The 13,148-nt window shown below is 72.7% G+C and carries 13 protein-coding genes; 8 read left to right on the forward strand and 5 right to left on the reverse strand.

Features of this window, described 5'->3' with window-relative positions; genetic code table 11:
* Window positions 1-71: 71 nt before the first annotated feature.
* Window positions 72-1,550 carry a helix-turn-helix domain-containing protein gene (locus ACFCZN_RS15110; protein ID WP_429765008.1) on the forward strand — a complete coding sequence of 493 codons (1,479 nt, stop codon included), beginning with the start codon at window positions 72-74 and terminating at the stop codon, window positions 1,548-1,550.
* A 44-nt stretch (window positions 1,551-1,594) separates the two neighbouring features.
* Here the strand turns inward: ACFCZN_RS15110 and ACFCZN_RS15115 are convergent, their stop codons facing one another.
* From ACFCZN_RS15115 to ACFCZN_RS15125, 3 genes are all read right to left on the reverse strand, one after another.
* Window positions 1,595-2,896, reverse strand: coding sequence for a hemolysin family protein (locus ACFCZN_RS15115; RefSeq protein ID WP_430557272.1), 1,302 nt, complete (start codon window positions 2,894-2,896; stop codon window positions 1,595-1,597).
* Window positions 2,897-3,045: 149 nt separating this feature from the next.
* Window positions 3,046-3,837 (reverse strand): ABC transporter ATP-binding protein, encoded by a 792-nt coding sequence (locus tag ACFCZN_RS15120; RefSeq protein WP_430557273.1) that lies wholly within the window; start codon window positions 3,835-3,837, stop codon window positions 3,046-3,048.
* A gap of 128 nt (window positions 3,838-3,965) precedes the next feature.
* Window positions 3,966-5,801 carry an FAD-dependent monooxygenase gene (locus ACFCZN_RS15125; RefSeq protein WP_430557274.1) on the reverse strand — a complete coding sequence of 612 codons (1,836 nt, stop codon included), beginning with the start codon at window positions 5,799-5,801 and terminating at the stop codon, window positions 3,966-3,968.
* 116 nt (window positions 5,802-5,917) lie between these two features.
* Between ACFCZN_RS15125 and ACFCZN_RS15130 the strand changes: the two genes are divergently transcribed.
* A complete protein-coding gene (locus ACFCZN_RS15130) occupies window positions 5,918-6,298 on the forward strand; it encodes a YybH family protein (protein ID WP_429765004.1) in 381 nt (126 codons plus the stop codon).
* Window position 6,299: 1 nt separating this feature from the next.
* On the opposite strand, the gene ACFCZN_RS15135 is transcribed toward ACFCZN_RS15130, so the two are convergent.
* Both ACFCZN_RS15135 and ACFCZN_RS15140 read right to left on the reverse strand, forming a co-directional pair.
* Window positions 6,300-6,773: a hypothetical protein gene (locus tag ACFCZN_RS15135; protein ID WP_430557275.1), complete on the reverse strand. Its 474-nt coding sequence runs from the start codon at window positions 6,771-6,773 to the stop codon at window positions 6,300-6,302.
* A complete protein-coding gene (locus ACFCZN_RS15140) occupies window positions 6,770-8,086 on the reverse strand; it encodes an alpha/beta fold hydrolase (protein ID WP_430557276.1) in 1,317 nt (438 codons plus the stop codon). Before ACFCZN_RS15140 ends, ACFCZN_RS15135 begins: the two co-directional genes overlap by 4 nt.
* A 56-nt stretch (window positions 8,087-8,142) precedes the next feature.
* Between ACFCZN_RS15140 and ACFCZN_RS15145 the strand changes: the two genes are divergently transcribed.
* The 6 genes from ACFCZN_RS15145 to ACFCZN_RS15170 all read left to right on the forward strand — a co-directional run bounded on the left by ACFCZN_RS15145 (window position 8,143) and on the right by ACFCZN_RS15170 (window position 13,015).
* Entirely contained in the window at window positions 8,143-8,865 is a 723-nt protein-coding gene (locus ACFCZN_RS15145; protein WP_430557277.1) for a hypothetical protein, read from the forward strand.
* Window positions 8,849-9,445 (forward strand): TetR/AcrR family transcriptional regulator, encoded by a 597-nt coding sequence (locus tag ACFCZN_RS15150; RefSeq protein WP_430557278.1) that lies wholly within the window; start codon window positions 8,849-8,851, stop codon window positions 9,443-9,445. The genes ACFCZN_RS15145 and ACFCZN_RS15150 overlap by 17 nt, the downstream gene beginning before the upstream one ends.
* Before the next feature lie 590 nt (window positions 9,446-10,035).
* Window positions 10,036-10,863 (forward strand): hypothetical protein, encoded by an 828-nt coding sequence (locus ACFCZN_RS15155; RefSeq protein WP_430557279.1) that lies wholly within the window; start codon window positions 10,036-10,038, stop codon window positions 10,861-10,863.
* Entirely contained in the window at window positions 10,863-11,648 is a 786-nt protein-coding gene (locus ACFCZN_RS15160; RefSeq protein WP_430557280.1) for a hypothetical protein, read from the forward strand. The genes ACFCZN_RS15155 and ACFCZN_RS15160 overlap by 1 nt, the downstream gene beginning before the upstream one ends.
* Window positions 11,641-12,351, forward strand: coding sequence for a hypothetical protein (locus tag ACFCZN_RS15165; RefSeq protein WP_430557281.1), 711 nt, complete (start codon window positions 11,641-11,643; stop codon window positions 12,349-12,351). The genes ACFCZN_RS15160 and ACFCZN_RS15165 overlap by 8 nt, the downstream gene beginning before the upstream one ends.
* 10 nt (window positions 12,352-12,361) lie before the next feature.
* Window positions 12,362-13,015: an ABC transporter ATP-binding protein gene (locus tag ACFCZN_RS15170; RefSeq protein WP_430557282.1), complete on the forward strand. Its 654-nt coding sequence runs from the start codon at window positions 12,362-12,364 to the stop codon at window positions 13,013-13,015.
* Window positions 13,016-13,148: the final 133 nt, after the last annotated feature.

A 13,148-nucleotide genomic window follows, 5' to 3' on the forward strand; every position in this document is an offset into this window, starting at 1 on the left:
CCCTCTCCGCCGCACCGACTTTCCAGCGGATCGGCCGTGAAGAAATGCCGATCTTCACGTAACGTCAAACCATGGCTGCCAAGGACGTCCCCGGGGCGGATGCGCCGGACCTCATCACCCTCGGCCGGCGCATCCGGCACGCGCGCACGTCGCGCGGCCTCACGCTCGAGGCGCTGGGGGAGCGGGTGGGATCGGCGCCGAGCCTGCTGTCCCTGATCGAGAACGGGCGGCGCGAGCCGCGCCTGTCGCTGCTGCGCTCGATCGCCGACGCCGTGGGCGTGGCCGTTCCCGACCTGCTCGCCGACGAGCCGCCGTCGCGCCGGGCGGAGCTGGAGATCGCCCTGGAGCGCGCGCAGCGCGGACCGCTCTTCGGGGCGCTCGGCCTGCCGTCGGTCAAGCCCAGCCAGAAGCTCCCGATGCCCGTGCTGGAGCAGCTCGTCGGCCTGCACACGGAGCTGTCGCGGCGCGAGGAGGAGGCGATCGCCACCCCCGAGGAGGCGCGCCGCGCGAACACCGAGCTGCGCCACGAGCGCCAGGTGCGCGACAACTACCTGCCCCAGATCGAGGCGCTCGGCGAGGAGCTGACCCATCGCGCGGGGTACGCGGGGGCGGGCGCCCTCACGCACCGCACGGTGGCGCGCATGGCCGAGCAGCTGGGACTGACGATCCTGCACGTGGACGACCTGCCGCGGTCGGCGCGGTCGGTCACGGACCTGAAGAACGGCCGGATCTACCTGCCGCCGGCGTCCATCCCCGGCGGGCACGGGCTGCGCTCGCTCGCGCTGCAGGCCATCGCGCACCGCGTGCTGGACCACGAGCGGCCGCGCAGCTACGCCGAGTTCCTGCAGCAACGGGTGGAGATCACCTACTTCGCGGCGAGCTGCCTCATCCCGCAGTCGGTCGCGGTGGAGTTCCTGCAGCGACGCAAGCGGGAGAAGGACCTGGCGGTCGAGGACTTCCGTGACGCGTTCGGCGTCACGCACGAGGCCGCGGCGATGCGCCTGACCAACCTGGCCACCGTGCACCTCGGCATCCCGCTGCACTTCCTGCGCGTGGGCGACGACGGCGCGCTGTTCCGCGGCTACGCCAACGACGGGTTGCCCCTGCCGCAGGACGTGACCGGCGCCATCGAGGGGCAGCTCGTGTGCCGCTGGTGGGCGGGGCGCGAGGCGTTCACGCGCCGCGACCGCGCCACCGAGTCGTACCAGTACACCGACACCCCGGCGGGCACCTTCTGGGACTCGGTGCAGACCGGCACCGGCGCGGACGGGCGGCAGTTCTCCATCACCGTGGGCGTGCCGTACGCGCACGCCAAGTGGTTCCGCGGGCGCGACACCCAGGTGCGGCACGCCTCCACGTGCCCCGACCCGTCGTGCTGCCAGCGCCCGCCCGCCGAGCTCGCCGAGCGGTGGGACGGCGTCGCCTGGCCCAGCGCCCGCATGCACCAGCAGGTGCTCGCGGCGCTGCCGCGCGGCGCGTTCCCCGGCGTCGACGACACCGACGTCTTCGCCTTCCTGCAACGGCACGCCCCCGCCGCCGACCCCTCCTGACGGCGCCCACCACGTTCGGTCGGCAGGTCGGGACAGCATGCAGGTCAGTCGAGGCGGACCTCGCGGATGCGGCGGTCCTCGACCGCAGTCACGCGCAGGACGTGCTCGCCGTCCGCATCGGGGTGGTCCGTGGCAGGGCCGGTGTCGTCGACCACGACGGCGTCGCCGGTCTCGGCCAAGCGCCCCAGCCGTGCCAGGACGTAGCCCGCGACGGTCTCGTACGGACCGTCGGGCAGCTCGACGCCGGTGAGCCGGGCGAAGTCCTCGATCGTGAGGCCGGCGTCGTACGTGCCCGCCACGCGCACCGCGGCGAGCGGGTCGTGCTCGTCGCGGATGTCGCCGACGAGCTCCTCGACGAGGTCCTCCAGCGTGACGATGCCGTCCGTCCCGCCGTACTCGTCGACGACGAGCGCGAGGTGGGTGCGGGTGCGCTGCATCTCGGCGAGGGTCGGCAGCAGCCGTCCGGTCGCCGGGAGGTCGAGCACCGGCCGGGCGACGTCGCGCACGGTGCGTCGGCCGGCCGACGGCGCCCCCGCGCCGCGGGCGAGGTCGCGCACGTGCACGAAGCCGAGCACGTCGTCGACGTCGTCGCCGATGACGGGGTACCGCGAGTAGGGCAGGTCGCGAGTGCGCTCCTCGGCCGCGGCGAGCGGCAGGTCCGCCCGCAGGAAGACGACGTCGCCCCGGGGGCGCATGACCTCCCCGAGGCTGCGCTCCGAGGCGGCGAACACGTCCGAGAGGATGCGCCGCTCGTCCTCGTGCAGGCCGGGGTGGGCGGCGACGAGGTCGCGCAGCTCCTGCTCGGTGATCTCCTCCGAGCGCAGGCTGGGGTCGCCGCCCAGCAGGCGCACGACGGCGTCCGTGGAACGCGACAGCAGCCAGATGACGGGCCGCATCAGCACGGCGAAGCGGTCCAGCGGCGGCCCGACGGCCAGGGCGACCTGCGCGGTGCGCTGCAGCGCGATCCGCTTGGGCACGAGCTCGCCGAGCACGAGCGACAGGTAGGCGATGACGAGGGTCAGGCCGACGAGCGCGACCGTCGCGGCGGCGCCCTCCGGGAGACCGAGGGACTCGAGCGCGGGGGCGACGTCGGGCGCCAGGGTGGACGCGCCGTAGGCCGCGGAGAAGAAGCCCGCCACGGTGACGCCGATCTGCACGGCCGCGAGGAAGCGGTTCGGGTCGCGGGCGATCCCGGCCACCCGGCGGCCGCGAGGGCCGCTGCGCTCGAGCTGGTCGATCTGCGTGCCCCGCAGCGAGACCAGGGCGAACTCCGTCCCGGCGAACACGCCGCCCAGGAGCACGAAGAGCAGGACGAGCGCGATGTTCCACCAGGTGTCCGCGTCCACCGGGGTCCTCTCGGTCGGTCGGCGGCCGAGGCGCCGACGGTCGCCCCGGTGTCGTCACCCGGTGAACGCGTCGCGGTGCGGCCCGGTTCCGGCGGGAAAGCTCCGGCGGGAACGTCCCGTCGGGAACCGGGGGGCCGCGAGAGACCAGGTCAGCGGAAGCGCTGCGCCGCCAGGGGCGCCGCCTCGGCGAGGCCGCGGACGGCGGGGTGCGCGTCGTCGTCGGAGCCGGCTGCCAGGACGTCGCCCATCGGGCCCGAGGCGACGAACGTGCCGTCCGCGAGCACATGCACGGTGGGGCAGAGCCGCCCGACCAGCTCGACGTCGTGCGAGACCAGCAGCACGGCGGTGCCCTCGGCGCGGGTGGCGTCGGTGAGGCGGCGCACGATCTCGCCGCGCATCGCCGGGTCGACTGCGGTGAGCGGCTCGTCGAGCAGCAGCGCCTCGGGGCGGGTGGCCAGGGCGAGGGCGAGCGCGAGGCGCTGCTTCTCCCCGCCGGAGAGGGAGTAGATCGCGCGCTTCGCGAAGTGCGGCTCCAGCGCGACGTCGTCCAGCAGGTCCGCCACGGTGCGGCCGCTCGCGCGGCCGGCCTTGCGGGCGTCCGACAGCGCGCCGGAGACGGCACGCTCCACGGTCCAGCGGAGGTCGACGTCGAGCCCGTTCTGCGCGACCGTGCGCACCGCCGCGCGGAACTTCTTCTTGTCGCGCCGGCCGAGCTTGGCGACGGTGCGCCCCTGGAACGTCACGTGACCCTCGCGGATGCGCAGCTGACCCAGCAGCGCCTGCACCAGGGTCGACTTCCCGGCGCCCGACTCGCCCAGCACGCCCACGGGCTCCGCGCCGGGCAGCAGCTCCAGGTCGATCCCCTCGAGGATCGCGGGGCCGCCGTAGCCGACCACGAGGCCGGACGCGCGCAGGATCGGGGCGGGGGAGGTCGAGCTCATGCTGGTGTCACCTTCGTGTGTGCGTGCGCCGGACGACGGGGCCGGCCCGACAGTCCGACGAACGACGGTACCCCGCGGTTCCCGCCGCCCTCGACGGCCGAGGGCGGCGGGGACGGCGCACGGTCAGGTCACACGCCGGCCAGCACCGCCTCGGCGGCGGGCTCGTCGGGCGTCGCGGCGGGGCTGCGGCCGAGCACGGCGGACAGCGCGTCCGCGAGCCACGCCCGCGCCTCGGCCGCCGTGGCGGGAGCGCTCGCCCGACGGGCGGCGACGTGCAGGTCCGGGCGGACGAGCAGCACCCCGGAGTCCTCGATCTCCCGCAGGTCCGCCCACGTCCCGTAGGGGTCCTCGACGTCGCGGCCGGGGCCGATCGCGACGGTCGTGAGGTCGAGCCCGAGCTCCTCGCCGAGCCCCCGGGCGGCGTCGACCCACGCCTCGCCGCCGATCCCGGTGACGACGGCGAACCGCCCCTGCCCGACGAGGTCGAGGGTCGAGGCCTTGGCGCCGTCGACGGTCACCCAGGTGTGCGGGATCCGGGCGCCCGGCCACGTGGTGGGCTGGGCGTACAGCTCCGGGTCGAGCGCGTACTCCGGCTCCGGGGTGCCGTCCGGCAGGACCGCGCCCGAGGCGTACCGGTGGTTGTGCTCCACCCCGTGCGCGTCGAACTCGTACTGCTTGGAGGCGATCGCCTCGCGCAGGGCGGCACGCACCCGCTCGCCGTCCGCGCCCGGCGCCTTGCGGAGCTCCAGCTGGGCCTCGAGCCGCGCGGGGTCGCTCGTGTCCTCGAGCTCCAGCGCGGCCAGGATGCGGCCCGTGTCGGCGATGCTCTGGTTGGCGCGCTCGACGATCTGCCGCGCGACCGGGGCCCGCTCGGCGTCGTAGGAGTCCAGCAGCGCCGGGTCCGCCGTCCCGGCGACGACGTGGGCGAGCTTCCAGGCGAGGTTGTAGGAGTCCTGGATCGACGTGTTCGAGCCCAGGCCGTTCGTCGGAGGGTGCCGGTGGACGGCGTCGCCCACGCAGAAGACGCGGCCCCTCGCCAGGGTCGTGGCGTAGTGGTGGTTCACGGTCCACGGGGACGCGGACTTCACGCGCATCTCGAAGTCGTCGGTGCCCACGAGGTTCACGGCGAGCTCGCGCACGAACTCGTCGGTGAGCTCCGGCGGCCCGGCCGCGACCTCGTAGCCCCACATGACCATCCACTCGGTCCAGGGCTTGATCATGCGCAGCACGCCGAGCCCCACGCCCTCGCGCTCCGCGCCCGGCTGCAGCATCCAGTAGAGGACCGACGGCCGGTGGGCCACGAAGCGGGAGAGGTCCGCCTCGAACACGATGCTCAGGGACCCGCCCACGGCCCCGGGGCCCTCGTAGGGCAGGTCCAGGTGCTCCGCCACCCTGCTCCGGGCGCCGTCCGCGCCGACGAGGTAGCGCGAGCGCACCCGGTACGTCGCCCCGGTGAGCCGGTCGCGGACGGTGGTGGTGACGCCGTCGGCGTCCTGCACGTGGTCGACGTACACGGTGTCGAAGCGCACGGTCGCCCCGCGCTCCTGGGCCGCCTGCACGAGGATCGGCTCGGTGATGGTCTGCGGGGCATCGACCATCGGGCTCGGGCTCTGCAGCTCGTACCGGGCGCGGCGCGCCGTGTCGGTGCCCCAGGAGGGGATGCGCCCGAGCTCCTCGCCCGCCAGGCTCGTGCAGAACGTCGTGTTGCCCATCGAGTCCCACGGCGTCGCCTCGCGCAGCAGCGCGTCCTCGAGCCCCATGTCGCGCAGCGCCTCCATCGTGCGCTGGTTGGTGATGTGCGCGCGGGGGCTGTCGGCGAGGCGGCCGTACTTGGTCACCACCATGACGCGCGTGCCGTACGTGGCGAGGAAGAGGGCGGCCGAGGCGCCCGCGGGCCCGGTGCCGACGACGAGGACGTCGGTCTCGAGCACGGGGAGGTCGGGGGCGGGGGAGTCGTGGGTCATCGCGATCAGCTCCTGGTCGTGAGGGTTTCGACGCCCGCACGGTAGCGAGGACCGGCCCTCACCTGCAGCGACGTCCCGAACAGGTGTGGCGTGCCGTCCGCCGTCATACTGCACGGATGGTGGACCGGGAGTCGGTACGGAGCTGGGTCGCGGGGTACGAGCAGGCATGGCGCGAGAGCGACGCCGACGCCGTCGCGCGCCTGTTCACGCCGGACGCGCGGTACGCGCGCTCGCCCTACGACCCCGAGGAGCTCGTGGGCCACGACGCGATCCGCGGGTTCTGGACCGTCGACCAGGACTCGGCGTTCACGATGGCGGCCGAGCCGCTCGCCGTCGAGGGCGACGTCGCCGTCGTCCGGGTCGAGGTGGGCTACACCGCGCCCCGGGAGCAGGAGTACCGCGACCTGTGGGTGCTGCGCTTCGCCGACGACGGCCGCGTCGCGGACTTCGAGGAGTGGGCGTACTGGCCCGGAAAGGCCTGGACGGCGGCGACCTGAGTCACGCGCCGTTCGTCTCCCAGTAGTCGAGTTCCACGCGCCACGGCTCGGGCAGGACCGCGGCCAGCGCGTCGCGGAGCGACTCTCCTTCGGCCCGGTGCGCCGCGGCCACTCCACGGTCGTCCCAGCCGTGCAGGTAGTGGTAGTGCCGGTCGAAGGTCGCCGCCCACGCGCGCAGTCTGGCGCCCAGGGCCTCGCCCACGGACTCCTCGACGGCGGCGGGAAGCTCGAGCGCGTGCTTCGGCCACAGGGGCCAGTCCGCCCCGTAGTCGTTCATGAGCCGCACGGTCACCAGGTCCTCGGGCGACGCCGGCGGTGACGGCAGCGGGCTGTCGGGCCACGGGCCGGCGTCCGCCCTCGGCACGAACACGGCGCCCGACAGGGGCGCGTACGCGTACCAGCCCGAACGGGGCGCACCGGCGGGGAGGTCCGGGACATCGTCCTCGGGCCGACTGCCGCCGCTCCTCCTGCTCACGACCGTGCGCCCCCGCGGGCGTCCATGCGGGCGAGGAGCCGGGGGAAGACGTCGCCCAGGCGCAGGCCGTCGTGCTCGAACTCGTTGGTCACCCAGGCGCGAGCGTTCCCGACGTGGGCCGCCGTCTCCAGGGAGAGTCCGGCGTCCACGAACATGTCGTCGTGGTAGACGGCGGCCTCGAGCGGCGCCTCGTTGCGGGCGAGGACGCCGAGGTCGTACAGGTCGGTCCAGTCGGTGCGCGCCGCCAGCACCTCGGCGGCCGGGCGGAACGGGCGCAGCGCCGAGACCTGCTCGAACATCCAGGGGTAGATCATCTCGCCCGTGAACAGCAACGGCCGGGCGTCGGCCCCGAACGACGCGTCGTCGTCGCGCACCCGCTGCGCCGCCCATGCCGTGGCGCCGGTGCCGGACTGCGCGTAGATCGACTCGTGCAGGACGGCGTACATCGGGTTGGTGGCGAAGCCGGTGGCGGCCTCGACCTCGGCGAGGAACGTGTCGGTCAGCTCGTCGGGCGCGCCCTCGTCGAAGGCCTCGTCGACGATCCAGTGCACGCGCTCGAAGCCCGGCCCCATGCCGAACGCCATGCCGAGGGTCTGGAACCGCTCGACGGTGAGCGGGTCCCCGCCGGGCAGGCGCACGTCGCCGACGGCGAGCCGGTCGGCGATGCGCGCCACGCGGTCGACGTCGTCGGGGTACCGCTCGCGGTAGAGCGCGTTCTTGGCGACCACGCGCGGCTGGGTGCGCCGGTAGACGTCCTCGGCGCTCGCGGTGAGCCCGGCGAGGCCGCCGGTGACGTACGACGCGGCCACGCCGTCCGGTGCCTGGGACAGGTACGTGAGCGTGAGGAACCCGCCGTACGACTGCCCCAGCGTCGACCAGCGTCGGCCGCCGTAGACGGACTTCCGCACGTGCTCGGCGTCGGCGACGATCGAGTCGGCGCGGTGGTGCGTCAGGTGCTCGGCCTGGGCGTCGGCAGAGCCGAGCGCGGTGAGCGCGGCGGCCCGCACCGCCGTCGAGCGACCGGTGCCGCGCTGGTCGAGCAGCACCACGCGGAACCGCTTCATGGCCTCGCCCACCCAGCCGTCGGGACCGGTCGGGCGCGGGCCCTTGCCGCCCGGGCCGCCCTGGAGGAAGACGAGCAGCGGCAGGTCGTCGGTGCGCCTCGTGGGGTCCACGAGCTCGCGGACGAAGAGGGAGATCGTGCGCCCGTCGTCGGGGTGCGACCAGTCCAGCGGCACCGTGAGGGTGCGGTCGGTGACATGGACGCCGGGGATCGTGTACTCGCGCGTCGAGGTGACGGTGCCGTTGCTCACCGGCCCAGCGTAGGACGGGTTGCATTATTGGAGTACATGCTCCAACAATTGTCGGCGTGCCGACCCTGACCCCGTCCGAGGTGCGCCAGCCCCGCTGGGTGCCGCTGCTCGTGCTGCTCGCGACCGTCGCCCTCGGCGTCGGGCTGGGCTTCGCGCTCCCGCCGCTCGCCCGCTGGCTGCACCGGCTCCTGGAGGGCACCCCGCTGCCGAGCCTCGGCCCGGTCGAGCTCCTCGCGGGCCTGACCCTGGCGTGGTCCGTGCCGATCCTCGGCGGGCTGGGCGTGGTGGGCGGCGTCCTCCTGGCGCTCAGCACGATCGGGGAGTCACTGCGGCTGACGGTCGCGGACGACCACCTGGAGCACCGCACGGACGACCGCGAGGGCTGGGTGGAGCGGGACGAGGTGTCCGACGTCTACCGCGACGGCCGGTACGTCGTGATCCTCGGGCTGACCGACGCCCCGCGGGAACGCCTGGACGCGGACACGCTGCGTCGCGACGAGGTCCGGGCCGCGTTCGAGGCGCACGGGTGGCCGTGGCGCGACGCCGACCCGCACGAGCGCGCGTACGAGCAGTGGATGGACGGCCGGCCGGGCTTCTCGGCCGACGAGCACGCCCTGCTGCGCCGTCGGCTCGCCGATCGCAAGGACGCCGCGGCCGTCGCCGAGGTCGACGGGGCGCTCGCCGCTCACGGGCTCGCCGCGCGGGTCCGCGAGGACCGGCTGCAGGTGCGGAGGCTCGGCGTCGTGCCCGCCGAGGACCCCCGTGGCGCGCAGGGTTGACCCGGAGCGCCACGAGGCGCGCCGCCTGCAGATCATCGTGGCCGGGCTGACGGTGCTGGCCGAGCGCGGCTACGAGGGAGCGACGACGGCCGCGATCTGCCGTGAGGCGGGGATCGGCTCGGGCACGTTCTTCCACTACTTCGCCACCAAGACGGAGCTCGTCCTGGCGATCCTCGAGCTCGGCACCGCCGAGACGGTCGAGAAGGCGGCCGCGCTCGAGGGCCGTACGGACCCGCTCGCCGTCCTCCTCGAGCTCGTGGGCTCGTGGGCCGACGACGCCGCCGACCCCCGCATCCCCGGCTTCGTGCGCGCCGTCGCCGGCGTCATGCACCTGCCAGCCGTCGCCGACGCGCTGACCGCGGACGACCGGGCCCAGCGCGACCTGCTGCTGCCGTGGGTCGAGCGCGGCCAGGCGGCGGGGGAGGTCCGCGCCGACCTCCCGCCCGCGCGCATCGCCTCGTGGCTCGCCCTGCTCTCCGGCGGCTTCCTCGAACGGGTCGCGACCGACCCCGGCTTCACCGTCGACGGCGAGCGCGCCCTCCTCCTCGCCACGGCGGAGGACTTCCTCCGGCCATCGTGAGGTGATCCCGCGCTTGGGCTTGTCACGCCGGAACTGGCTTCCGAGATTGCTTGGCGCATCGAATCACAGTGGTGTAAATATCTGCCCAGGCCATCGCCAAGGAGCCATGGTCAGACACGGAACAAGGAAGATCTAGATGTCGAGAAGGACCACGCGAGCCGCTGCGGTCGGGCTGCTCGTGACTCTGGCCTTCGGTGGGGGGCCGCGTACGCGGGTACCACCTGGGGTAACTACAACACGTCGGTGGCACCCTTCAACGGGTCGGGGTACACGGGCTATCAGACGCAGAAGACCACGGGTGCATCAGGCGGCCTGCAGTCCGGCACGGTTGGCAAGGACTATCTCGTTGACGCACGAATCGAGGGCGCCAAGGACGGCGCCTGGGTGCGGGTTGGTGACGGCTCGGTCCGGACGCTGAGCAACGACAACGCCTCCGGTTCGAAGGTGCGGGTCCAGTTCAGCAGCGACCTGGGCACGACAGTCTCGGTGCAGGTCACCGGAAAGTGGCGGAGCAACCAAGCGTTCCGACTGTCCCCGGGCCGGAGCACAGTTCCGGCTCGGGGACACCGCACGATATGGAGGGTGTGTCGATGACCCTTGCGGTCACGAACCCACGAACAGTCCCCGCCGAGCTTCGGCGTGCGGGGCGGTCGATCGGCGTGCTTGGCCCCGCGCTGATAGTGGTATTGATGCCGGCCGCGATCGGCATCCTCGTGCGCGAGGAATATGCGCTCAGCGGATCGTTGGAGTTCTTCGGGCTCATGTTGCGGAACTTCGTTCCGTTGCTCTTCCCGGTCCTGGTCACAGTGGTCTACCTGCCACGACTCTCGGACGAGTTCGCGAACGGTTTCACGGGATCTGTCCGCACACGGACGACGCTGCGGACGTACCTCGGTTCGCGGATCGCGACAGCTGCCCTGCTTTCGTTCCTCACCTTTACCGCGATGATCGTCGTCTGTTGGCTGGTGGCCTTCGTCATTGGTCCGCTCGTCGGGATGAACGAGTTCGAGAACGTGCTACCGGCGGGAGCCGCCCCTGACGCGTTGCTCGACCCCGTCAGCCGGGCGACCTTCACCCAGCTCTATGCGGACCCCCCGGTGCTCTACGGCGTGGTGTACGCGGTATGGGTCGGGCTCAACGCTGCGCTCGTGGCAGTGTTCGGCACGCTGTCCCTGATCCTCATCAGCAACAGGTTCGTCGCGCTCGCCGTACCTACGGTCGCCTTCCTGGTGGTGGGATTCGCACTGCAAGTTCTGGGCCTTGCGCCGTTCACGCCGACCTTCGCCACCTTTCCGTTCGGCCTCGCCCAACAGCCACTCTGGACTCCCTTCGTCCCGTTCATGGCGCTTGCGATCGTGTGTGCTGGCCTGTGGGTGTACGTGGAGCGGCGTAACTTCGAGACCTCTGGTCTGGACTGATGAGCGTGAGCCACAGATTGGTCCGGACCGGAGCGTTGGCTGCGTTCGGGTTGCTCGTCGGGTTGGCAACCGTCGCCGAACGGCAGGTGCGGGCTTCGATCGTGTCGTCCGGCGGCATCGGCGAGCTCAACGGTTGGGACGTGCTGCTCTCGTCCCTCGGCAACCCGTACCTCCTGTGCTACCTCGCGATCCCTGCGTTCCTGTTCGGCATCAGTGCGATGGTGGAAACGCGTGCCCGCCCGGAGGAGCTACTGCGCCATGGTTCGCGCACCGCCGCGGCGGGTGCGATGGGCCTGACGGGTTTCGCGGCGGTCGTGCCGTTCGTCGGCGTGTGGACGCTGGTCGCAACCGGTTGCGCGGCCGGCCTTCCCTGGGGGCGAGGGTGGAGCTCGGCGGCGCTGTCCGGTGGGCACCAGCTCGACCTGGCGACCACCGACCTTGTGGGCCTCGGCAGCCCGCTCGTGGCTCTCGTGATCCAGCTCTCCGCCGTGCTGGTCAGCGCCTGGGCCGCGACCGTCGCCTGCGCGACCGTACGACTGTGGACTGTGGGACCTCGCGCGCTGCGGTACACGTGCGTCGGCGTCGCGCTCTGGACGATCGTTTCCTTCGCGATGATGGACGGCGCGCCGGGCCTCCTGCGAGCGATCAACTACGTGGACGTCGCCCACGCCGTCGCGACCACAGGAGCGGCGCTGCCGTTCCTCGCCACCACCGCGGCCGTCGGAGGCCTGCTGCTGCTCGTGAACCTCCTGCTCGAGCGGCGAGGTCGGGTCCGTCGTGGCTGACAGAGGGATCCTGGCATATGCCACCGTCGCCGCCGCTGGCCTGCTCGGCCTCGAGGTCGCCTTCGGCTGGTACGAAGCGGACGCCACCACCGCGCTCGTCGCGATCTTCTACGGCACCAGCCCGGATGGCTTCACGATGCTGCCGTACCTGTACCTGATGATCGTGAGCCTGGGCCTGGCTACGGTGCTCCATGCCGGTTTCGTGCATGGCCTCGGGTACGGACTCTATGCGGAGGTCATCCGGTTCGGATCGGTCGGGCGATGGCTGGGGCGCTACCTGGGCCGCAGCATCGTCGTGGCGTCCGTCGCGACGGTCGGGCTGCTCGTGTTGCACCTGCTGCTCTACGGCCTGGGCGTCGGTTGGACCACCCTGTTCGGCTCTCGCGCGCCCGCCCTCTACGGGTACTTCGTCGTCGCCGGCGTGGTGCAGACCATGGTGTACGTGCTGCTTCTGATGGTCGTCACGCTGGCGTCCGGACGCACCGCGGCCGGGCTTCCCGTCGTCGGGCTGGTCCTCGTGTGCGGGCTCCCACCGCTGTTCCGCCTCGGCTTCCTGCCCGTCGGGCTGAACTCCCTGAGCATCCCGTGGTCCGAACCCGGCGCCGTGCTCCACGAGGCGGTCGTCCTCGCCGTCTGGGCCGCGCTCCTCCTCGTCGTGGGCCTGGGCGTCGTCCCACGCCGTCGCGACCTCTCGTTCTCCTAGAAAGGCCGACATGTCTGCCACTTCCACCACCGTCGCGTCGTTGCGCGGGGTCAGCAAGGCGTTCAAGCACCATGTGCTCTTCACCGACGTCGACTACGACCTGGAGCCCGGCCGGATCCAGGCGCTGCAGGGCCCCAACGGGTCGGGCAAGTCCGTGCTGCTGAAGATCCTCTGCGGATTCGTGAAGCCGGACACCGGGCACGTCGTGATCGACGACGCCTACCTTGACGCTCGCCGGACCTTCCCGCAGGACTTCGGGGTGATCATCGACCGCCCGGGCTACGTCGGAGGGCTGACCGGGTATCAGAACCTGCAGCGCCTCGCGGAGATACGGGGCGCCGTCGGACGCCCGGAGATCGAGGCCGCGATGCGGCGCGTCGGGCTCGACCCTGTCGCGAAGCAGCGGGCGCGGAACTACTCGCTCGGCATGAAACAGCGCCTCGCGCTCGCGCAGGCGTTCATGGAGGACCAGCGGGTGCTCGTGCTCGACGAGCCGTTCAACGCGCTCGACGCGAACGGCGTCGACGAGGTCCGCAACCTCCTGCGGGAGTTCCGCGACGAGGGCCGCACGGTCCTCTTCACCAGCCACAACGCCGAGGACGTCGACGCGCTCGCCGATATCGTCCACCGACTCAACGGTGGAACCCTGGAGCGCGTGCGCTGACGCGCCGTCGCGGACGCGCGGGTCACAGCACCAGAGAACCCACCACGCGCCGTAGTCCGAACGCAGAGCGGCGGGGAGGAACGTCGTGCGGGCGGTCGTAGACGTCCCGAAGTGGAGGGCGCCCTGGCGCCCG

This window comes from Isoptericola sp. NPDC056134 (genome assembly GCF_042264825.1).
GTDB lineage: Bacteria > Actinomycetota > Actinomycetes > Actinomycetales > Cellulomonadaceae > Isoptericola > Isoptericola nanjingensis.

Bases quoted from the DNA above. Each gene is read 5' to 3' on its own strand.
- ACFCZN_RS15130 (WP_429765004.1), top strand. From the start codon at position 5,918: ATGGTGGACCGGGAGTCGGTACGGAGCTGGGTCGCGGGGTACGAGCAG.
- ACFCZN_RS15120 (WP_430557273.1), bottom strand. From the start codon at position 3,837: ATGAGCTCGACCTCCCCCGCCCCGATCCTGCGCGCGTCCGGCCTCGTG.
- ACFCZN_RS15160 (WP_430557280.1), top strand. From the start codon at position 10,863: ATGAGCGTGAGCCACAGATTGGTCCGGACCGGAGCGTTGGCTGCGTTC.
- ACFCZN_RS15125 (WP_430557274.1), bottom strand. From the start codon at position 5,801: ATGACCCACGACTCCCCCGCCCCCGACCTCCCCGTGCTCGAGACCGAC.
- ACFCZN_RS15110 (WP_429765008.1), top strand. From the start codon at position 72: ATGGCTGCCAAGGACGTCCCCGGGGCGGATGCGCCGGACCTCATCACC.
- ACFCZN_RS15170 (WP_430557282.1), top strand. From the start codon at position 12,362: ATGTCTGCCACTTCCACCACCGTCGCGTCGTTGCGCGGGGTCAGCAAG.
- ACFCZN_RS15155 (WP_430557279.1), top strand. From the start codon at position 10,036: ATGACCCTTGCGGTCACGAACCCACGAACAGTCCCCGCCGAGCTTCGG.